The organism is Streptomyces sp. NPDC059248, from assembly GCF_042753905.1.
Lineage (GTDB): Bacteria > Actinomycetota > Actinomycetes > Streptomycetales > Streptomycetaceae > Streptomyces.
Genome location: NZ_JBHYZV010000021.1, coordinates 21749 through 43031 on the forward strand (window position 1 = coordinate 21749; position 21283 = coordinate 43031).

Below are 21283 nucleotides of genomic sequence, written 5' to 3' on the forward strand. Positions count from 1 at the left end.
CTGCCGGGCCCGGGGGCCGGGTGGAGCGCGGGTCAGCCTGGCACGCACGCGTGCTGCGAGGCAAAGCGGAGGAGTGCTTCAGACGGTCGCCTTCGGCGGGAGAAAGGCAGCTCGGAGGGTCAGGCGAACAGTTCGGCGAGCGGTTCGGGTCCGATGGGGAAGGGCGCGGGGCGGTAGGCGGGCGGGCGGGTGCCCATCAGCTCGCGCACCAGGAAGTCCCAGCAGCGCTTGCGGACGTAGGAGATGCAGTCGATGAAGGTGTGCTCGGCGTCGGGCACGATGAGGAGCTCGAAGTCCTTGTCGGCCGCGATGAGCGCGTCCGCGAGCCGCAGTGTGTGGTCCGGGTGGACTTGGTCGTCCATGCCGCCGTGGATGAGCAGCAGCGGGCCTGTGAGCCGGTCCGCGAGGTCGATGTTCGAGAGGCGGGCCCGTGCCTCGGGGTTGTCCGCACCGTCGTACGCCTCCACGAAACCGAGGTCGAAGCAGGGGGTGCCGTGCGAACCGGAGAGGGCGGCACCGGCCTTGTACACCTCGGGGAAGTCGGCCATCGCCCGTACCGCGGCGTAGCCGCCGCCGGAGTGGCCGAGCACGCCGACCCGGTCCAGGTCCATCCACGGCCGGGTCCCGGCCAGCTCCCGTAGTGCCGCGACATGGTCGGCCGGGCCGCCCGCGCCGGCCGGGCGGCCGTGGGAGAAGTCGTGGAATGCCTTGCCGCGGCCCGGGGTTCCCCGGCCGTCGACGGCGACCACGACGAAGCCGAGCGCGGCGAGGGGTTCGGCGTCCAGGCCCGGACCGCCGGGGTCGAAGCCCGGGAGGACCTGGTTGAGCCGCGGGCCGGGGTGGAGGTTGTCCACCACCGGGTAGCGCCGGGCGGGGTCGAAGCCGTGCGGCCGGTACAGCACTCCGTAGAGGTCGGTGACCCCGTCGGCCGCCTTGACCCGGAAGCGCTCCGGCGCCGTCCAGCCGGTGGCCGCGAGCCGGCTGATGTCGGCGCGCTCCAGCTCGGCCAGCACGCGGCCGGTCCAGTCGCGGACCCGGGTCACCGGCGGGGTGTCCACGGTGGAGGCGGAGTCCACGAAGTAGCCCTGCCCGGGCGGCACGGTGGCGATGTGGTCCGCGTCGTCGTCCGTGACCTTCGCGAAGCCGGAGCCGTCGAGGCCGACGCGGCACACCGTGTGCCGGTAGGGGTCGTCCTGGACCAGGCCGGATGCGGTGAAGAAGACCTCCCGCGACGTCTCGTCGACACGCAGGATCTGCCGCACCGCCCAGGGTCCGGAGGTGACCTGCCCGAGCAGTTCGCCGGTGTGCGGGTCGTACCGGTACAGGTGGCCCCAGCCGTCCCGCTGCGAGTACCAGAGCACTTCGTCGGCCAGCACCCGCACGATCGGCGGCTCGTACGCCCACTGGTCGGGCTCCACGCGGGTGAGCCCGGTCTCGGTGACGACGGTGGCGACCTCGCCGGTGGCGGGGTCGAGCCGGTTCAGGGTGATCGTGCGCAGGTCGCGGGGCCGGTCGAGGTAGTACACGGCCGATCCGTCCGGAGCCCACCACGCCCACTCGGCCGCGATCGGCGACAGCAGCGGCATCAGCAGCGGCTCGGTCTGCGCGCGGACCACCGTGCCCTCGGTGACGTCCAGGACGACCAGTTCGGCCAACGGTATGTGCTCGTCCCCGGCGTGGGCGTACCGCCGGGTGTGCGGGAGGGGCGCCCTGCCGCCGGCGGGCCGGGCCCGGGCGAGGCGGGTCCGCCGTACGAAACGCTCGTCGGTCCGGTGGGCCAGTACCTTGGTCGAGTCGGGCGACCAGGCCACCGCCGGTGGTAGGTGCGGCAGCCCTGTCTTGGCGAGCAGGACGGTGCTGGTCGTGCGGTCCGGACCGGTGCCGTACTGGTGGTCGGGCGCCCCGTCGGTGGTCAGCGCCCACTCGCGTCCGTCGGACAGCGAGCGCGCCCACAGGTCGTGCCCCCGCCGGGACACCGCGAGCCTGCCGTCGGGCGACCGGACCTCCAGCGGGCTGCCCGGCGGGGTGAACTCGGCCCGCTCGCAGCCGTAGTGGTCGAGATCGCAGCGCCAGTACGCGCCGAGAGCGGCGAACTCCACGGCGTTCCCGTGGTGTTCGACGGACGTGAACGGCAGCGCGGCGGGGTCGACCGGCTGCCCGGATGCGGCCGCCAGCGACGCGGCGAGCCGGGCGTGGTCGAAGGCCGGTTCGCGGGTGCCCGCCGCCGGGTCGATCAGCACGAACCGCCGGCCGGGGCCGGCGCTCACGGCGTACCAGAACCGGGCTCCGCCGTCGATCCACTGCGGCCGGACCTTGTCGCCGACCACGAGTCGGCCGGGGCGGACGGGCCGGTGGAGGAGCTGTTCCGCGGTCAGGTAGTCCTGAGTGGTGCTCATGCTCATCGTCCTTCTTCGGTGTGGCTGCCGGGTGTCGCGTGGTGCCGCCGGGAGACCGGCCTTCGGCCGGGCGGCGCTCAGAGGCTGCGGGCGGTGATGTCGCCGTAGGAGGTGGTGGCGCGGATGGTGAGGGCGGGGTCGCCATCGGTGTTCCGGAGCGCGTTGCTGATCCGGCCGTGGGCGGTGCCCGCGTCCAGGGAGGCGGAGACTCCCGCGGCGGCGGTGACCGAGATCGGGCCCGCGGTGGTACGCAGTTCGACGGTGCCGCGTACGGCCTCCTCGACGGTGATCCCGCCCTGCCGGGTCTCGATCTCGGCGGGGCCGCCCAGGCGGCCGACCCTGATGTTCCCGGAGAGGAGGCTCAGGCGGGCGCTCGCGGTCTCGTCGAACCGGAGGGAGCCCCGCGAGCCCTCCACGATCACGTCACCGAGCCGCCCCACGCTCCGGACCGCCGCGGCGGCGGTCCTCGCCTCGACGCGGGAACCGGCGGGCAGCCCGACCGTCACCCGCACGGCTCCCGAGCTGCCCGGAACACGGCTCTCCGCCGACTCGGCCGCGACCTTCAGTACGTTGTCGCGGTACTCCGCCACGATCCGCTCGGCCGCCGTGACGTCCGGGCCCTTCGAGGCGTCCGCGGGCCGGATCTCGACGGTGGTATCGGCCCCGTCGATGGCGAACAGCCGGATGTCGCCCGCCGGGATTTCGAGGACGACGGAGACCGGAGTGGGGGTGTCGAATTTCTGCATTGTTCTGCCCTTCGGCTTGTTGTTTCTCATGTTGAAAATGGACAAGGCTCAAAGCGGCTTGTCGTAGCCATGGAGTCCGAGGTTCGACGCAACGAACGACACGGCACTCGTCGCGGCGCGGCCCGGCCGCGTACCGGAGGTCAGAATCCGGCGGGGGGAGTCCACTCCACGAGCTGGACCACGAAACCGTCGGGGCCGGTCAGCTCCAACTGCCACGCACCCCACGGCTCACGGTGCAGCGGGACGGTGATGTTGGCGCCCTCCCCGCGCAACCGCTCGTCCTCGGCGACGATGCCGGTGACCGCGAACGAGACGAGCGCCCCGGCAGAGCGGCCGGGAGGCAGTTCGAGGTCCCGCTGCCGTAACAGGACGTCCGGAGCCCGGTCGTCGCGGGCGAGAGCCACGAAGTCCTCGCCCGTCAGCACTTCCCGGTATCCGAGGTGGATGGTGAAGAAGCGGCTGGATGAGGACGGATCCACGACGTCCAGCACCACAGTGGACCCGGTGATATTCATCGCGGCCGACACCTCGCGACTCCGTGAAAGGACATGTTGATGCAGCTCCTTGCGCTGTTCTCTCGGGGACGGATAAAGAATCCCGCCGCCGCGCGGGAGGAACAAGGGCCGAGCCCGCAAAGGTCGTTAACCCCGAGGTTGACGATTCCGGCACCGCCGCGCCGCGACCCTTCACCCCCGGGCCCCTGCCCGGGCCGGTGCCTTCGCGCCACGACCGGCCTGCCCGTTCGCAGCGCCCGTCCGGGAGGGCTTCGGGCGCGAGCACGTGGGCACTCAGGGCTTGAGGAGTTGATCGAACTCCGTCACCCGCGTGCCGTGGCGCGTTCTCGTGTTCTCCATGACGGCTGCCTTGAGGACATCGGTGTGTACGTCGGCGACGGTGCGGGGAGAGGTGGCCCCGGGCGTGTGCTCGTAGTTCCAGACGACGACGTCGAGGAAGACCGGTGCTGTGAACCGCCATCCCTGTAACAGGATCACTTGGGAGATCGCCGGATAGGGCGTGTAAACCGGATTGCCGAGCCAGCTGAGGAGCACGGGCCGCGAGACGCTGAAGTCGACACCGGCTCTGCCCAGTGCCCGCAGGACGGCGGGAGCGAGAAGCGGCGCGTTGCGGTCCGGGTCCAGCCCGATGAGCTCGCCCCACAGCCGCACCGCGTCCACGACGGTCGCCCGCGCTTCACGTGCGCTCCCCTCCTGGTCGAATGCCTCGGCCGCGGCGAAGAGTTCCCGCGCGAGTTCGACCGACGGCGCCTGCGGGCCGTCATTCTCGTCCCGCTCGCCCTCGTCCCGGCGGAGGACGGGCGCCGACCCCGTCGCCGCGGGCAGGACCATCGCGACCAGGGCGGCGAGCGCGGCGCGTCGGTGGGGCGTCCTCACCCGCTGCCGGCTCGACGGCGTCCCGACGCCCGCCGAAACCGGATCGGCCCAGCGGTGGGCCACCGCGGGAGGCGAGGCCGCGGCCCGTGATCGGAGCGGTTCCGGCCTGACGGTACGCAGCGCTGCGCCGGCCTCTTCCGGCGGGGGCGGATCCCCCCTCAGGACGGTCTGGTACACAGTCCGGAGCGCCTCACCGGGGTCGGCGCCCAGCTCCTCGGCCAGCCGTCGCCGGACGGTGCCGTAGCGGTCCAGGGCCTCCGCACCCCGCCCGGCCGCGTGCAGCGCCTGGATCAGTACGCATTCCAGGGGCTCGGCCAACGGATACTCGGCGGTGAGATCGGGCACCGCGGAGATCACCGCGGTGGGGCGGCCGAGCCGGAACTCCGCCTCCGCCCACCACACCGCCGCATCCAACCGCCGTCCATGGCAGCTCGCTCGGACTTGCGCGGCCCATGCGCCCGGGAGACCGGCCAGCGGCTCGCCCCGCCACAGGCGCAGGGCTTCGGCGAGCGCCGCGGCCCGGGCCTCCTCGTCACGCTGGCGGTCAGTACCCTGCTCGACCAGTCGACGAAACCGGTGAAGATCCACCAGCTCGGGGTCGACCTCCAGCACATAGCCGGCGTGCCGGCGCTCTATCCGCGCCGCCGTCCCGCCCCCGGGGGCGGCTGCCTGTCTCAGCAGCCCCCGGATCCTGCTCAGATGCGCGTACAGCACCGGCCGGGCATTGGCGGGCGGGTCATGGCCCCAGACCCGGTCGATGAGTGCCTCTATCGCGATCGGTCTTCGGACGTCGACGACCAGCGCGGCCAGCACCACCTGCTGCCGCGGCGTCCCCACGTCGAGCGGCCGTCCCGCCGACCGCACCTCGATCTCGCCCAACAGCCGAAAGTCCACACGTTCCCCCCGTCTGATCAACAGCGCACGCGGAACGTCCCCCACTGCCCATGCTGGCTGGCCCGCAAGGTGGCCGCAAGGTCGGCGCACAGGCCGCGACGCCAGGGTGGGGACGGGTACGGGCCGACCGGCTCGGCCCATGCGGCCACCATGGCGCTCTGCCGCCGGGCCACCGCGGACAGCGTGCGACGGGAGAACGCTCCGGCGACACCTGGGGACGAGATCGCTCGCGCTCCGTCCCGCTCCGGCGAACCGGCGACGACGAACGCAGGGCACTCAAGACTCACGGAGGAGAACACCATGCGGATGTCCCTCGCCCTACTGCCCTACCGTCCCTGCAGGACCACGGCATCGGCCGAACCGCCGATGCCGGTCGGGCCCAGACGCTCTCGACTCACTCCGGCGGCCATGGCGGCGGCCCTGGTGTTCGCCGTCTTCGCAGCGCTCGCCCCTACGCCCGCTCAGGCGGCGGAACCCACCCGCTACGAGCTCGTGAACTCCCGGACCGGGCTGCGCGCCGACGTCATAGGGGCGTCGACCGCTCCGTACACCGGCGTCTTCCTGTGGCCGGACAATGCCAGCGGCTCCCAGGAGTACGAGCTGCTCGACAGCGGAAGCGGGTACTTCCGGCTCAAGGCCCGGCACTCCGGGCAGTGCCTCATGCTCGACTGGCGTTCGGGGTACTACGAGAACGGCACGCACGTCATCCAGTACCCGTACTGCAACACCGGCTACGCGCCGGCGGAGTGGACCATCTCCTGGGTGGGGGGAAGCTGCCCGTCGGGACAGTGCTTCCCCTCGACCATGCTCCTGAAGAACCGGGCCACCGGCAGATGCCTGGACGCGGCGGCTCCGTCGGGCAGGCCCGGCCAGCAAGCCCCTCTGCAGCAGTGGGACTGCATTGCCAGGGACGACCAGTGGAACACGGCGAACCAGAGCTGGACCCTGCGACAGCTCAACAATTTCACCCCCATCCCCTGAACAGCACGCGGCGCCGGTGGTGCCCCCACCCCGCGCCGTTCGCCGCCCTGACGTGAAACAGCCCTCCACGGCCCTCGCGACGGCCGTGGAGGGCCCCGCGTCGTGGACCCGCTGCGGGCGGGAGCCGGTGTCCGACCGGGCAGGTGCTGCGCGGGACGGGCCCTGACCCCGGATGTGGACACCGGAGAGACTACTGACAGCCCGGTCTGCCTGCCGTTTCGGTCCCGGGGTGCCGTCCGCCGCCGCGGCCACCGGCATCCCACATGCTCCAGCACCTCAGGCCTCCGAGGGCCGGGTCGGCGCACCCCGGTGTCCCACGTCCCTTGCCATGTGCCGCCCTGTCGGCCCTCGGCCCGGCCGCACATGCCGCATCGGTCCTGGCACGGCCCGCCTCCCCGCGTCCGACCCGGGCATGGCCTTGGTGGCGTACAACACGCCCCAGCAGGCGGGCGCGGCGTTCGGTACGGCACTACCGAGCTCGATCGCGACGACGGCGACTGTGTTGTTGCTCGACATCAGCGGAGTGGAGCCCCGCGGCCACAGTCCATGGTCGCGGGGTATCGCTGTGGACGAGGCGGGTTGCCGATGGACGGGACGCTGGTCGTGGTCTGTCCCGGCTGAGGGCCGCCCAGTTGTCACCCGCCGGGAAAACCTGACAGAAGCCGGACAGTAAGGGAGAAGACTGCCGAGGCCTGCCGTGACCGGGCCTACCGTGACCTCACCTCATCAGCGACTCGGAAGGTGCACGTGAGCCCGGAAAGCACGATCGCAGTCGATCTCACCCTCGTCGACGAGGGCAGCCGCCGGATCGATACAGCCCCGGACGGTGTCCGGATCGGAGCCGTATCCCTCGGGATGTGGCAGGAGGACGCCGTCAGCACCCCGGCGGACATGGACGACGACTGGGACACCTATCTGATCAGGATCAACTACGAACTGGCGCTGGAGCCGGGGCTTCCCCCGCTGACCTGGTTCGAGGTCGGGGTGGACTTCGCATCCGACACTCCTGATTCGGCCTTTGTCGTCGACGCCCTGCCTCATGCCGCGTCGTCGCCCCAAGTACCGACGTCGTACACGCTCAATCAGTACTTGGCGCTGGTCCCCACGGACTTCGCTTCCTCGGCCGTCGCCCATCTTCCCGGTACGACGGACGTCATCAACGTCTTCGGTATCGGTCGCGGCGCGATCCGGTGGCAGCACAGTTCTCCTTCGGGCGGAGTTCCGGAGGGCGCGCGCTCCGCCTGGGCCGTGCTGGTGGTGCCGAAGGGCCGTGTGAAGCAGCGGGTCGAGTTCTCGGTGCGCTATGCCGTCCATTCGGACAAGGCGGTGGACTACCGGCCGAACCAGCAGCCGGTCTCTTTCACCCTGACTCTCTCCGCACCCACGCAGCGCCGCGCCGCAGCGGAACCGCCGACTTCGGCCGGCCCCGCCGAGAGGCCACCGGGCAGCCCCCCGTACGTGTTCATCTCCTATGCGCACGACGACGAGAGGCGCAAGGCGAGCTCTCTGCGTTTCGGTGAACTGCTGCGCCGGTGCGGCATCGACGCGCACATGGACCAATGGGACTGTGACGAACGGGGGGACTGGAGTCTCTGGGCGATCCGGCACACTCGCGCAGCCGATTTCGTCATTGTCCTCGCGTCACCCATGTGCAAGGCGGTGGGCAACGGGGAGGTGGACCACAAGACCCACCGCGGCCTGCAGTCGGAGCTGGGCCAGCTACGGGAACTGCTGCACGCCGACAGCGAGACATGGGGGCCGAAGATCCTGCCGGTAGTCCTTCCCGGCGAACGGGTGGAGGATCTTCCTCTCTTCCTCCGGCCCTACACAATGGACCACTATCTCGTCGACGAATTCACTCGTGAGGGGATCGAGGACCTCCTGCCTGTGCTGACCCGACGGCCCCGGCGTCCCCGGCCGCCCCTCGGATCGAGGGCATGAGCGCCTCCGGGGTGCCGGGCACCGTCGAGTCCTGACCAGGGGGGGGCGAGGACCGATCAGCCTTCGTCGCCCTCGTCCTCCGAGGAGGCGCGGTACTCGGGGTGATCCTCGTCGATGACCATGGCCAGGTGCAGCGGCCCGGGCAGTGTCGTCCGGTCGTCCCAGGAGACGGATTGGTCGCAGAGCCTCGCAGTGAGCGCCACCAGTGATTCCGGCGACCACGTTCCGCTGCGGACGACGAGGATCTCGCGGGCCGTGTACGCGTGCCAGGGCACCCGCAGCTCCGACCTCAGTTCCGGTGGCAGTGTCCATCGCGTGTAGCGCGCTCCTCGGTCACCGCCCTTGGACTTGATCGTCACCGATCTTCCCGCGAGCAGCCAGGAGCTCGCCGTGCTCTCCATCAGCCGGTAGACCTTGCGGTCGGGAGCGGCAGGCTGGAGCGGGTCCTTCGGCATGTTGGCCTTCTCCCGGCGCGTGACCGGCCTGCCGATCTCCTTGATGTCGGTGCTCAGACGGACCACAGCCACGTTTCCTCCCCGCTCGTGGAGTCCGTCCCCCGGCAACGGTCCCGCGCCCAGCTTGCTGTCCTGCAACCCGGGCCACACGGTCCTGGTCGAGCGGGTGTCGGCGAAGATCACCACGGGGACGTCCGCTCGGTTCACGACGCACAGGGCCCGGAGCCTGTCCTCGACCTCCTTGCGTGTGCGTTCCGCCTTCTCCTGGGTCCGGCCGAGACGGGTCGTACCGATGGAGCCGGCGAAGAAGTCCGCGGTGCCCTCGGCGGCGCGGACCCACGCCCGGCGCCGGTCGCTGTACACCAGTACCCGCCACGGCTCCAGGGCGTCCGGGTCCACATACATGGCCACCATGATCAGAACGAGTGGCGAGCCGCTCCCGCCGGTCTGCTGCCTCCGCATGTGGATGCCGACGAGAAGGGCCTTGCGGTCGAGCGGATTGAGCAGCCGTTCGCCGGTCAGCGCAATCCGCAGCCGATCATCCAGCACGCCCGAGGACCGGAGCAGATCGCGCAGGGCCGCACGGGCGGCGTGCTTCTTCGTATCGGCGCTGCGGGGGCTCGCCTCGTCGGGCAGTTCCAGCGGATCGGTTGCGAGGAACTGGGTGGGTATGCCCAGGTGTCCCAGTAGCCGTCGCAGATGCGGTTTGGCATCGAGCGTGGGCCGCTCGGCGGCAGGGTGGTACTCGGTCTCCAACCAGGCGGCAACCAGATGTGCGGGTCCACTGGACAGCCGCAGCGAATCGAGATGGGCCGCGCGGTTCGCCGTCTGGTGGGCGAGTAGATCCGGGCAATGCCGGGCGACGACATCGAGTCGGTCGTTGATCGCCACCGGGGCGGACGAGTCCGGGTCCGGCGACACCGGACGGCCCGCCAGATCCCCGAGTTCGTCGAGCATGCGCTGCCTGGCCTCGGCCGTGCTGTAGACGCAGGCCAGCGTCACTCTGTCGTAGCCGCTGGGCCCCACCCCGGCGGCCGGCGGGCCGCCCGCCGGGTACCGCTTCACCGGGTTCAGCAGCTTGATGCGTCTGTCGGTCTCGTAGGTCAGAGGCACGAGCTCGGGCAGCATGCGCACAATGTGTTCGTGTAGCCGGAGCATGAACCTCGGCCCTGGCCCGCTGCCGAGGGCGTGGAACCGGCTGCCCGCCATGTGGGGCCGGATCAGGTCGGGAACAGCGTGGAGTTCGTCGGGAATCCTCAGTGGCTGTAGCTGGCAGGCTTCAAGGATCTTCGCGATGGCCGGGTTCAGATCACTGCGCCAGCGCTCGGTCTCCTTGTCCAGGCTGCGCAGCAGCGGGAGCCGAAGGACCGGCTTGTCCGCGTCGCCCCGATCGATCCAGACGTACTTGGCCCAGTGCCCCTGAGGGGAGACCCGGGACAGCTGGGCGTCGAAGCACACCACCGCGTCGTCCACGCCCGCACGGGTGATCAGCCGGGCGCTCACCCTGGCCATGCTGAACGCCGATCCGCTTCGGTTGACGATCAGGTCTCGTCGGTCCCACGCCAGTAGGGACCCGTCGGTGTCCATCCGCAAGGTCAGGGGCGAACGACTCTCGTCCACCAAGAGGGGGCCGTCGGCCAACTGTCGCGTGATCTGCCAGGCCGCCGTGCGGAACACCCAGTTCGGAGCGGTCGGGACCATCCCGGGCCGGAAGGTCATGAACTCGGTGAACGAACGCCCGGCCTCCGGCTCCGGCAGAAAGTCGGCCAGTCCCGCGGTGCCCCCTTTCTCACGGATATGTCTTTCCCACGCTCGTATTGCCACCCTCAATCGGTAGTCGAGGGCGTTGTCCGTGGTCAGGAGCAGCATGCGGCTGCCGGTCGTGCGTTCGTCTTCGGCGAGTTCTCCCTCGCCGAAGAGACGTACGGGCTGTCCCGTGGCGGCGACGAGGCCGGTGGCCAGGGCCGCGTACGGCTGGCGCCGACGTCCCTTCGTCCGGGGCAGGTCGTCCCACACGGCGGCGAACTCTTTGGTCAGGGGGTATGCGGTCACGGTGCCGAGCAGCGTGTCCAAGTCCTCCCTGGGGATGCGATAGGCGAGAGTGATCAGCACGAGGACGCTCCGGGGCTCTGGTTTTCGGCGTAAGTGAGGAACGCCTCCAGCGTCGTTCCGTAGTACGCGCGCATGTCATGGAGAACGCCGTCCCTGCGCCACTTCTCCCGGAGCTGGAGGATCAGCGTGGCGAAGTCGGTTCCGCCGTGCCGGTCGTGGAAGGCCCCGTCCACCAGGTGGAGGACGGCAGGTGTGCCACCTCGGCGCGCGCGGCCGATGAGCTGGACGGCTCCGTTGATGATCTCGGCGACCACCCCGAGCTTGACCTCCTCCGGCTGCGCCTGGAAGTAGGGAGGTCTGCGGACGATATCGTCCAGATATGTGCCGGCAGTTCTCCTGCGCTCGGCGAGCAGGGCCAGTGGATCGCTGGACGGGCCGCGGTGTTCGGCGAGCGCCTTGGCCTGGATGTGCGCGAGCAGTTCGGGGGGCTCGTCGATCAGCGGGATGGGCCGGACGATCAGCCATACGGAGCCAAGGGCGGACCGGTCGCCCTTGCCGATGATATTCACCCCTCGCTGCACTCGGGCCAGCGGGGCGATGAGAATGTCCGCTTCTTCCAACAACGGAAAGTCCTCCAGCCGGTCGGCGGGCAGCTCCCGCCACCGCCTGTTGCCCATGTCCGTAAGAGCACCGGGCTCACCCTCGCCGGGGCGGACCGCCAGGCAGATCCGTGACGCGTCGACACCTGCGGAGAACAGCCCCTCCGCCACCTGACGGGCCGCCAGATACGACGTGGTGGCGAGCAGGACGCGCGCCCGGTCCCGGTCGTCGGCCCGTAGCCGTTCGAGTTCCGTGCGGAGGTACGTACTCCACAGCGATCCGGCGATGCGGGTGATCGAGTCGTCCCGCGCGCTGCCCTCCAGGCCGGAGATCCGGCGCGGCCGTGTCTCCTCGTCCAGGATCGGGGCGGGGAGGATATGCACCATGCCGGGTGTGTCGTCAGCCACCCACCAGGCAGGCTTGGTGTGCACATGATGGTGCGGGGCGCCTGGGAAGTACGAGGTCGCGGAGAGGCTCAGGACGATTCTGCGGACCCCGGCGTGGGCGAGGGCGGTCGTGTCACCGAGCCCGACGACGTAGGAGTGCGGGTCACCGCCGAAAGCCGTGGTCATCAGCTGTGCCGGGTCGGCTCCCGTGTCGTCGAAGTACTCGGTGAAGGCGAAGACGAGCCTGCCGAGCGGCCCGGTCGGGGTGAGCTGCCACCGGCTGTAGCTGCCGAGGGCCTCCGCGATGTCCTGGGCGGACTCCACCCCCACATCGACGAGTTGCGCGTTGTTGGCCATGAGACTGTGCAGGGAGACACGGATGCGTTCGAGGATGACCCGGCGGAGGATCCGGTTGACCACGTGGGCACGGTCCTCCTCGGGAACAGCCCTGGTCAGGCGATCGAGGGCCGTGCGGGCCGTCGCCACCGCGAGTCCTCCAGCGCCGGGGGTGACCACCAGGGTGAGTTCGCGGCGGGCCTCGGCGAAGCCCTTCGGCGCGTCGGGGGCGATGCCGGGCCCGTCCGGGAACAATGATCGGAAGGTGTTCATCTGGCCGGCACTCACATCGTCGGGTTCGACTCCGAACAGTTTTCCGGCAAGCCAGTTGTCCCACCGCCTGGGCACCATCCAGAAGCGGCCGGGTCCCCGGGGACGACGGCGTCCGGGGCGGCTGGTGGTCCCGAGCCGCGCATAGGTCAGATGGCTGACGTACGTCTCGGACAGATAACGCAGATTGACGAAGGCATCCCGCACACTCGCGTCGGTCTCGTCGTGGAGCCGCCCGAATGCCTCGCCGAAGTCCCGGTCGAAGTTCCGCAGCGGAGTGTTGGTCCGCCCCGCCCGATCCAGTACCAGTCCCCGCCCCGCCCGGTCGATGGCGAACTGCTGGAAGAGGTCGATCTCGTCGATGACGACAATCTGGCAGCGGCGCAGCACCAGCTCCTCGACGGTCAGCCGGTCGCTCTCGCCGCCTCCGTCGTTCACCGGTGTCTGTAGCAGGCCGGTCAGCAGATTGGCGTGTGTGGTGATGATGATATCCGCAGCGCACGCATCCCGAACGGGTCGAGAACGGTCACAGGTCGTACGCCAGGGGCAGGCGACCCTCTTGTCCCTGCCGCGCGGACGCGGACTGCGCAGCTTGGCGCACGGTTCGCGGCCTGGCTGCCAGCGGTCTGCGGCACCACCCGAGTCGGCCACCGCGGCGAGTGCGCAGCCGTACCCGAAGCGCCGCCAGATCCAGTCGGCGTCGGGCCCCTGCGCCGACGTTCGCGCGGACGACGTCTCCGCCACCTTGATCAGTGCGCGCGGGGACACGAGCGGGACCACGGTCCTGTCCGTGTCCTCACCCAGCAGGTGCAACGCACGCTCCACCGCGTGGGTAACCCGGACAACATCCGCGTTGGTGGGCAGTACGAACGCCATGACAATGCCTTGGGTCGCGGCCCAGCAGGCGAAAGTCTCGACGAGGACCACCGATTTCCCGAAGCCGGTGTAGGCGAGGAGTTCGTTGAGGATGCCCGCGGTGAGCCGTAGCCCGGTTACGGGCGTCCCCTCCCGCGACCGGATCCGCTTGGCGAACTGGTCCACAGCTCTCTGCCGGAAGTCGGTGTCGCCGGTGTTGTCCAGGCCGTGGTCGATCCGCGCGGCGATGTCCCGCAGCTCGGGGAAGGGCACCCAGCGATCGAGCAGGGCGGGCGTGTCCATGAGAGTCGGTGCGGGGGTGGGCCGGGCCACATGGTGCGGCCGGATCTCGTAGCGGAAGTCGACGTACTTCTGACCGATGCCATCGGGTCCCGAAATCACCGTCGTGGTGGTGTGCGGTCCTGCCTCGGCCGAGGGCAGGCTGCGCTCGCGCCTTGTGTCGAGCACGTCGAGGTCGCGGAGGAAGCCGTCGACGAATGTGGGCAGGGGCATCCCGGGCTCTACCAGGATCCTCCCGTTGTCGTCTCCTGTGTAGTCGTCGGCCGCCCGGCAGCCGGGAATCTCCCCGTCGACCAGCAGGCGATCCAGAACCTTGCCCGCCACCTCGGCGTTGGCCAGTTGGTTAGGGCGGCGGCGGAGCAGCTTGGTGAACCGCCTCGCGTCACCGTCGGACAGGGTGGACCAGCCGGACCAGTCCGCGATGTGACCGTCGAGGACGAACAGGGCGTCCGCGCGTGTGGTCGTACGTCTGTGGCCCGTAGCGACATCAACGGGAAAGAAGCTCGCGGCCAGTCCGATCGCGGCCCCCATCAGCCTTGGGAGGGATCGCGTCCCAGGGGCATTGCTCACGTTGCCCGGCCCTTCTTGAGCGCATGCCGGACCTCGGCACGGAAGCGTGTCTCCGTCGTGACGGCGAGGGAGGGCAGTGCCGCCTTGACGACGTCCCATTGGTGCTCATGGGTCTGGGGCAGCAGGACACGTGCCCGCGGCGGCTTCGTTCGCAGGTCGGCGATCAGTCGGTGCACGGACCGGTACTCCTTCATATCGATCCGGAACTCGTCCGGGCCCGCGAGGACATGCAGGTCGTAGCTGTCGAGGTCGGGCCACATACGGACCTGAGCCCCTTGTTTCTCCAACGCGCGGCAAAGTCTCAACTCGCCGGCACCGGGAACCACGACGAACCGCCACACACCCGCGTCCAGACAGACGGCATCGTTCACCGGCCGGGCTTCGGGCCTGGCCACCCGTGGCCCCTCGTCGAGGGCGGTCAGGCCGGGACGGGAGCGGGGTGCCCTTCCCGGGACGATCCGGAAGACGGATGCGTGCGGCCGATAGCGGCAGCGCACGGTCCGCCCGGTCACCTCCAAGGGCCAGGCGCAGACGGGACACGCCCACCACCAGGCCGTGTCGGAGGTCGCGTGATATTGCTGATCGGCGGGGATCTCGGTGTACCCCCGGAACACCACACGGACCCCCGTCGTGCCGACGAGCTCGGCGAGTTCCTCGCGGCTTCCGGCCGGGTGGTCGATCAGGAACTTCCTGGACGTGACGTAGTCGTCCTGGCTCCGCGTCTCGATCAGGGAGGCGAACGCCTGCCGACGGATATGGTCCGCGTGCATCCGCGTCCAAGTGGGTAGCCAAGCCTCCGCTTCGATGGTGCCGGCCAGAGGGAGGGCGTATTCACAGACCAAGTCGTGCACGTCGGGCGTCAGCCGGTCGTGCGAGTCGAGCAGGACCGCGTCCGCGACCGCCGAGTCCTCGGTCTCACCCGATCCGGCGAACGCTGGCAGCTCACCGAGAGGGGAACGGAGGCAGTCGATCAGACCGCTGGGGGACACCGGACCGTGACCGAGGCCGTGCGCCTCCATGACGACGCCGGTCATCATGGCGACCTCGCGCATGGCCGTGGGAAAACGCCCCCGCACCGACCACGCGTATGCGGCCCGCAACGCCGCGGCGACCACGCGACGCCGACGCTCGCCCGCGTCGTCCCGTGGCCCTGTGATCCACTCGTTCACGTGGCGCTCCTCCCCGCCCGGTCCGGGCACCACCGGATGACGGGGCACGTCTCACAGTGTTTGCCCGGACTGGCCACGTACTCCTCGTCCGCATGCCACGGGGTGGCGTAGTCGGTGACTATCTGGCGCGCCTGCGAAAGCAGTTCACCGTCTTCATCGTCTTCGCCGTCGACTTCGGTCAGTACCGGCCCGCTGCCCGTCAACCGCTCCAGCTCCACACGGCAGCCGGTGGTCCTGCCCTCCGTCGTGCCGGGCACCGCGCCCTCGTGGGCCAGCAGCAGTGCCAGAGCGAGCTGGGGGTAAGTGACGAGCGGGTCGGTCTCGTCCAGGGAACGAGTGGTCTTGGTCTCCCGGAGGAACCAGGTGTCCATCCGCCGATAGAGAAGATCGGTCTTGGCGACGACGACCACGTCGGCCTCCGGGTCATGGACGACGAGCGACCGCTCCGGATACACCTGTGCGTCGCCGGGCAGTCCGTGCAGCGGACAGACGAGGGCGTGATCACCGACCATCTGTGTGCCGAGCCTCGCCTGGAAGCCGCTCACTTCCCAGCTGCCTGCCCGCCAGTGCTCCGGTGTGGCCGGCGCGTCGGTGGATGCGCAGGCACGGACCGGGCTACGACTGTGCAGTTCCTCGATCGCCGTATGCACGGCCTGCCCTCGTACGGTCGCCGCCGTGTTCTCGGCCGCATCGGCCCTGGGCAGAAACAGGCCCTGGAGGTACGCACGTGCCGGACAGGTCCGATAGGCCCGTGCCGTCGTCATGGACCAGGAACGGCGCCGCGTGGGCGGGGAGTCGACGCCGAGGAAGCCGGGACGGGACGGGACCGCGGGACAGATGTCGACAAGCTCGCACGTCCCGCAGTCCTGCCCCGGGTGGTAGCCGCCACCCTCCTTCACGGTGCGCACACGTTCATCCGCCGTGCGGACATAGAGCTGGTACGCCTCCGCCGGGGTGCCTTCGAACAGGACGTTGCGGGAAGCGTCGACACAGCCGATTTCGACGACTCGGATGTGGGCGGCAGGGGTGAATCTCCCCAGAGTGAGCTGCTGCTGAGGCTTCCACCGCGAACTGAGGACCGGTCTGGCGTCCGCCAGCACCGCGGCGGCAAGTGCGGTCGCCGCCCGTTCGCCGTCCGTCGGGTCTCCTGGGCCTCGATCGACGGACCTGATACGTGGAATGCGCAGTTCGCGGATTCCGTCGCCCTCGTAGCGCCGCCCGGTCACCGTCTCTTCGTGCACGACGGGGACATCGTCCTCAAGGTCGGTACGCTGCCGGGCCCACTGGCGCGACACCGGTGCCAGCGGTGCGCTCCCCGCCACTGCCGCCAGATATCCCCGTACTGCGTGCTCCGTCCACTGGACGAGGCCGGGGTGCGGTGGTCGGCGGTTCGGGTCGTGCCGCCATTTCGTCAGCGCTTCGTCCAGCGGGACCTGATCGAACTCGATCAGGTCGAGAACCGCGTACAAGGGACCCAGGGCGGAGGCCTTGGACGGGCGACGGGATACGGGTCCTTCGACCACCCGGGACATTCCTGGGCGGACCTTCATCGCAAGAAGCTGGGCACACTTGCCACTCTTTGCCCCGATATCGGACGGGTGAATGCGCACCAGATTCCCATTGCCTCCGACACCGTCCGGGGCTTCCCAATCAGCCATTCCTTCCCCCTTCTTGAAATGCGGAACGACACCCGAGCACTCCATTTCTCGGAGTGCACTGAAGGGTTGGCCGGCCATGTCATACTCTCCTCCCCTCAACAACAGAACCTCTGGAGTTCGGATGCCATTCCGCGGCTTGTTCATCGGAGTAGACAACTATCAGCATCCCGGATTGAAGGCACTGAGATTCGCCAAGCGGGACGCCATCGCACTGCACGCCCTGCTCTCGGACAACTACCGGGGGCCAACCAGCCTAGTTTTGGACAGCGAAGCAACCAAGGACAGATTGCTGACAGAAATGCGACAGCTCGGACGCGACAGCGCGCCGGACGACTTCGTCATGATCACCTTTTCCGGCCACGGTACGCCTACCGCCGAGCTGGCCACCCATGACGCGGACCCGGCAAGCCTGGCCGAAACAGCTCTGCGCCTGGAAGACTTCACGGAGCTGATCAACGCGATCCCGGCGAAGAGACTGCTGGTGGCCCTGGACTGCTGTTACTCGGGTTCGGCCCTGGCGAAAGTGCTGCCGGAGCCGCAGAGCGCCTACACGAGCCGCTCCATGGAGCCCTCACCCCGCGATGTCCTGCATAGGATCACCGGAAGCGGCCGGCTCATTTTTACGGCATCCGACAAGGACCAAGAAGCGCAGGAGAGCCGGGAGCTGCGCCATGGCCTCCTGAGCTACTACCTCATTCGCGCTCTCCTCGGCGACAAGGGTCTGACCAGTGACGGCAAGATCCCACTGACCAAGCTGACCGAATACCTGTTCACGAACATCAGTTCCCATAGGCTTGAGCTGAAGAATGAAGTCCAAGAGCCGCGCGTCGGTGGCTGGGCCGGGAAAATGGGCTTCCCCGTCCTGAAGCCGGGTCCGTGCTACCTCGCGATCGACGACTCATGGCAGCCCCCGCGCATCACCCGCGCCGTGTCGACTCTCGGCCAGTACGGGATCCACAAGGACGTGATCGACGCTTGGCGCCAGAAGTTCAACAAGCTGAACGAACTGCAGGTCGACGCGGTCAATGAGGCAGTGCTCCTGGACGGAAACAGCGTTCTGGTGAGCGCGCCCACGTCCGCAGGGAAGACGATGATCGGCGAGATCGCCGCGATGCGTGCCGTGGCCCAGGGCCGAAAGGCCGTCTTCCTGCTGCCCACCCGCGCCCTTGTCAACGACCAGTACGAGCGGTTCGTCGACCTGTACGGCGCCGCAGGAGTCAGGACGATCCGCGCTACAGGCGAGTTGCGGGACGAAATCTCCAAGCTCTTCAAGGGCTCCTACGAACTGGCGATTCTGACCTACGAGAAGTACATCGGCCTCCTCTCCGGACATCCCTATCTCCTGGACACTGTCGGAGTCCTGGTGGTGGACGAGATCCACGCGCTGGGGCTGCCCGAGCGCGGACCGCAGTTGGAGATGTTGTTCACCTGGATGAAGATGCGCAGGCGCAGCGCACATGTGCCCCAGATCGTCGGTCTGTCCGCCGTGCTCGGCGATGCCGACGGACTCGCGCAGTGGCTCGATGCCACGCTGGTCCGGCGTGAGGAGCGGGAGACGGTCCTGGTGGAAGGCGTCATCGGCACGGACGGACGACTTGTCCCTCGGTCGGATACCGGAGCCGATCGGCCGGAAGACGAAGAAGACCAGGCCGAACAGTTTCTACCGCACCCTGCTTCTTCTTTCGACCAGTTGCCGGTGGAGCTCACGGCACGACTGGTCGAGGAGGGCGATCAGGTCATTGTCTTCCGTGCCACCCGGCACGACGTCCGTACCACCGCACGGAGCCTCGCCCGACGTCTTGGCCTCCCACCCGCCGAGACCGTGATCAGCAGACTGCCCCAGGGGGACGACGGCCAAGTCAACGATCTGCTGCGGGAATGCCTGGCGAGAGGGGTCGCCTTCCATGTCTCCGACCTGAGTGACGAGGAACGACGCCTGCTGGAGCAGTCGTTCAAGCAACCCGGGAGCGAGCTACGGGTACTCGTCTCCACGACGACCCTCGCCCAGGGAGTCAATCTGCCGGCGGACTCCGTCGTGATCTGCGAGCTCGATCACCCCGGCGCGGGCGAACGCAAGTACTCCGTACCCGAGTACAAGAACATGGCGGGTCGCGCCGGACGCAAAGGACTCACCGAACGAGGTCGCTCCTTCGTCCTGGCCAACGGCCCCCTGGAGGCCCAGCGCATCCAACGGGATTACGTGCTTGCCGCGCCCGGCCCGATCCGGTCCGCGCTGCCCCATACAGCGGCAGATCTGCGATCGTCCGTGCTCTCCGCGTTCGCCGGACCGGTCGCGCACCTGGGGCGGTTGACCGAAGCCGGTATCGAGGAGTTCTTCGCCTGGACCTTCGCGGCCCACCAGCACCGGGCCGCCCCGTCGACGGAGCCCTTCCCGGGCCCGGGCCTGAGCGCTGCCGTAGCACAGTTGACCGAAAGTGGGTTCCTGGACAAGTCGAACTCCGGACTCGCTCTGACACCGCTGGGAGAGATCGTCATCCGGAGCGGTCTGGGTGTCGATTCGGTCGACGCCGTCGTCCAGGCGCTGCGAGCGGTACCCGACGACGGCATTAACCGGATGACACTCATCTGCGCGGCTCATCTCACCGCGGAATTGCACGATGTCCGCTTCGAGCAGCGGAGTCCCAAGGCGAACGCCGAGCGCAAGTCCTTCGAATCGGCGCTCAGGCGGCAGGGCGTCCATGAGGCGCTGGTCGCCCGAGTGCTGGGCGACCGGCAGCGGAACGGTGCCGGGCACGGCCGCGCCCGCAGTGCCCTCGCCTGTCTGATGTGGACGCAGGGCATGGCGCTGTCGCAGATCGAGAAGGCGATCACCTTGACGCTGCCCGTCACCGCGAGGGGCACCGGCCCGGTCCGCCAGGCGGCCCGGCGGACGGCCGACGTCATGGGAGCGGTCCTGGACATCACGGCGCATATACGTCAGATGGAGGATCTCGGCGATCTACCGGACCTGCTGCCGGCCCAGCTCGAACTGGGTATCCCCAAAGAATTCGTGCCGCTCGCCCGACACGCGGAACGTATTATTCCGCGCCCGGTGTATCTCAGCCTTCTCCGTGAAGGGTTCGAGACCGTCGATGCGATCGGCGGCGGAGACCATGCCCTTCTGCTGGCCGCGGTCGGCGGCGACGACCTCTTGCTGCGTACCCTGCTGGACGCGGCCGCCGCCGCCCGGGCCGAGGCCGACCGACCTGACCTCAGTGATCTGCTTCCGCCGCCGGTGGATTGATCACCGAACGGCTCGCACCTGCCTTGCCGGGTACAAGCGCAAGTGCAGGTCCGGCCGGACGGGTGTCAACTGCCAGCCGAGTCCGTACGAGCGGTTCGGTTTCAGATCGGTGAACGTGGCATGGGCCTCTCCCACCGCGTCGACATCTACCGCACTGCGGCGGAGCGAGGCATCTCCGGCCTCCAGCGGGAGTTCGTCCTCGAGACGCCATACCCGGTGCGGCGGTGGACATCCGTCGAAACGGACCGTGAGATCGAACCGCTCACACGGCATCCTGGGCGTGCACACGTAGTACGGTGCGAGTGCCTTCCCGCCAGGCGCCGAGGTGCGGAACGTCAGGGCATGACTGCGCCCCGCATCGAGCGCATGAGGAAGTCGTACCCGAAGTCCCAGCCTGGTGGCTGACAGCCAGGCAGACCCGGGCGACGTGCCGCCCCGGAGCACGGTGATCGAAATGCCTCCGGGGTCGGCCGCGGGCGTCTCCATGCCTGCTGTCGCGAAGGTGGATGAATGGGAAATGTCCATCAATCCGTCCTGGTGGCTTACAACGTGTCGTTCTTCGATGACCTCGGCTCCCTGGGAACCGAGGAGAACAAGTGTCTTGAGGCTTCTGAGATGCCAAGGTGTTTCGGGGCGCCGGGGTCGCAGGGAAACCACGGCCGCCATCGCCTCCTCGGCGAGGCGCTCGAACGCCTCATCGACCCGCCGACGCGCCGTGCGTGCGTCACGGTCGAGTTCCACGGCGATCCTTCGCAGCCTGCGCTCGAATCGCTCGGTACCCGAGCCATCGAGTGCGAGGGCGACCCTGCTGTAGAAGGACAGATCGAAGGGGAGGGCGCAGGTCCACTCCTGCAGACAGGATTTGATCTTCTCGCGCTGCCTGGCCGGATTGTCCTCGACGGTCACGCCCGCGATGTACCGCAGTGCGCTACCGGCACGCGCCAGAGCATGGGGGTCTTCCACGCCGAATCCTCTACGGAGATTCTTGAGTTCCGAAAGAACCTCCGCCGCACTGAACTCCATCTCGCACTCTTTCCGT

Annotated in this window: 12 protein-coding genes; 3 read left to right on the forward strand and 9 right to left on the reverse strand. The window is 69.0% G+C overall.

What is annotated here, in order from left to right; genetic code table 11:
- Nucleotides 1–119 precede the first annotated feature (119 nt).
- The 4 genes from ACFXG1_RS11570 to ACFXG1_RS11585 all read right to left on the reverse strand — a co-directional run bounded on the left by ACFXG1_RS11570 (nt 120) and on the right by ACFXG1_RS11585 (nt 5427).
- Entirely contained in the window at nt 120–2396 is a 2277-nt protein-coding gene (locus ACFXG1_RS11570; RefSeq protein WP_384742186.1) for a DPP IV N-terminal domain-containing protein, read from the reverse strand.
- A 77-nt stretch (nt 2397–2473) separates the two neighbouring features.
- Nucleotides 2474–3142 (reverse strand): DUF4097 family beta strand repeat-containing protein, encoded by a 669-nt coding sequence (locus tag ACFXG1_RS11575; RefSeq protein WP_384707606.1) that lies wholly within the window; start codon nt 3140–3142, stop codon nt 2474–2476.
- 140 nt (nt 3143–3282) lie between these two features.
- Nucleotides 3283–3657, reverse strand: a complete 375-nt coding sequence (locus ACFXG1_RS11580; RefSeq protein WP_384707592.1) for a glyoxalase — start codon at nt 3655–3657, stop codon at nt 3283–3285.
- Between the two features lie 273 nt (nt 3658–3930).
- Complete coding sequence (locus ACFXG1_RS11585) at nt 3931–5427, reverse strand: BTAD domain-containing putative transcriptional regulator (RefSeq protein WP_384707588.1); 1497 nt, start codon at nt 5425–5427, stop codon at nt 3931–3933.
- A 408-nt stretch (nt 5428–5835) separates the two neighbouring features.
- On the opposite strand from ACFXG1_RS11585, the gene ACFXG1_RS11590 reads away from it, so the two are divergent.
- Both ACFXG1_RS11590 and ACFXG1_RS11595 read left to right on the forward strand, forming a co-directional pair.
- Complete coding sequence (locus tag ACFXG1_RS11590; RefSeq protein ID WP_384707584.1) at nt 5836–6408, forward strand: RICIN domain-containing protein; 573 nt, start codon at nt 5836–5838, stop codon at nt 6406–6408.
- Between the two features lie 747 nt (nt 6409–7155).
- Nucleotides 7156–8349 (forward strand): toll/interleukin-1 receptor domain-containing protein, encoded by a 1194-nt coding sequence (locus ACFXG1_RS11595; protein ID WP_384707581.1) that lies wholly within the window; start codon nt 7156–7158, stop codon nt 8347–8349.
- 56 nt (nt 8350–8405) lie between these two features.
- Here the strand turns inward: ACFXG1_RS11595 and ACFXG1_RS11600 are convergent, their stop codons facing one another.
- Genes ACFXG1_RS11600 through ACFXG1_RS11615 form a run of 4 tightly spaced genes read right to left on the reverse strand, consistent with a single transcriptional unit; the run spans nt 8406 to nt 16892 of the window.
- Complete coding sequence (locus ACFXG1_RS11600) at nt 8406–10916, reverse strand: RNaseH domain-containing protein (protein ID WP_384707578.1); 2511 nt, start codon at nt 10914–10916, stop codon at nt 8406–8408.
- Nucleotides 10910–14134, reverse strand: a complete 3225-nt coding sequence (locus tag ACFXG1_RS11605; RefSeq protein ID WP_384707575.1) for a hypothetical protein — start codon at nt 14132–14134, stop codon at nt 10910–10912. Before ACFXG1_RS11605 ends, ACFXG1_RS11600 begins: the two co-directional genes overlap by 7 nt.
- Nucleotides 14135–14169: 35 nt before the next feature.
- The gene (locus tag ACFXG1_RS11610) at nt 14170–15342 is read right to left on the reverse strand and encodes a hypothetical protein (RefSeq protein WP_384707572.1); all 1173 of its coding nucleotides are present in this window, start codon (nt 15340–15342) and stop codon (nt 14170–14172) included.
- Nucleotides 15339–16892 carry a PD-(D/E)XK nuclease family protein gene (locus tag ACFXG1_RS11615; protein WP_384707569.1) on the reverse strand — a complete coding sequence of 518 codons (1554 nt, stop codon included), beginning with the start codon at nt 16890–16892 and terminating at the stop codon, nt 15339–15341. The genes ACFXG1_RS11610 and ACFXG1_RS11615 overlap by 4 nt, the downstream gene beginning before the upstream one ends.
- A 280-nt stretch (nt 16893–17172) precedes the next feature.
- On the opposite strand from ACFXG1_RS11615, the gene ACFXG1_RS11620 reads away from it, so the two are divergent.
- On the forward strand, nt 17173–20244 hold the full coding sequence (locus tag ACFXG1_RS11620; RefSeq protein ID WP_384707565.1) for a DEAD/DEAH box helicase: 3072 nt from the start codon (nt 17173–17175) through the stop codon (nt 20242–20244).
- On the opposite strand, the gene ACFXG1_RS11625 is transcribed toward ACFXG1_RS11620, so the two are convergent.
- Nucleotides 20245–21267, reverse strand: coding sequence for a hypothetical protein (locus ACFXG1_RS11625; RefSeq protein WP_384707562.1), 1023 nt, complete (start codon nt 21265–21267; stop codon nt 20245–20247).
- Nucleotides 21268–21283 lie beyond the last annotated feature (16 nt).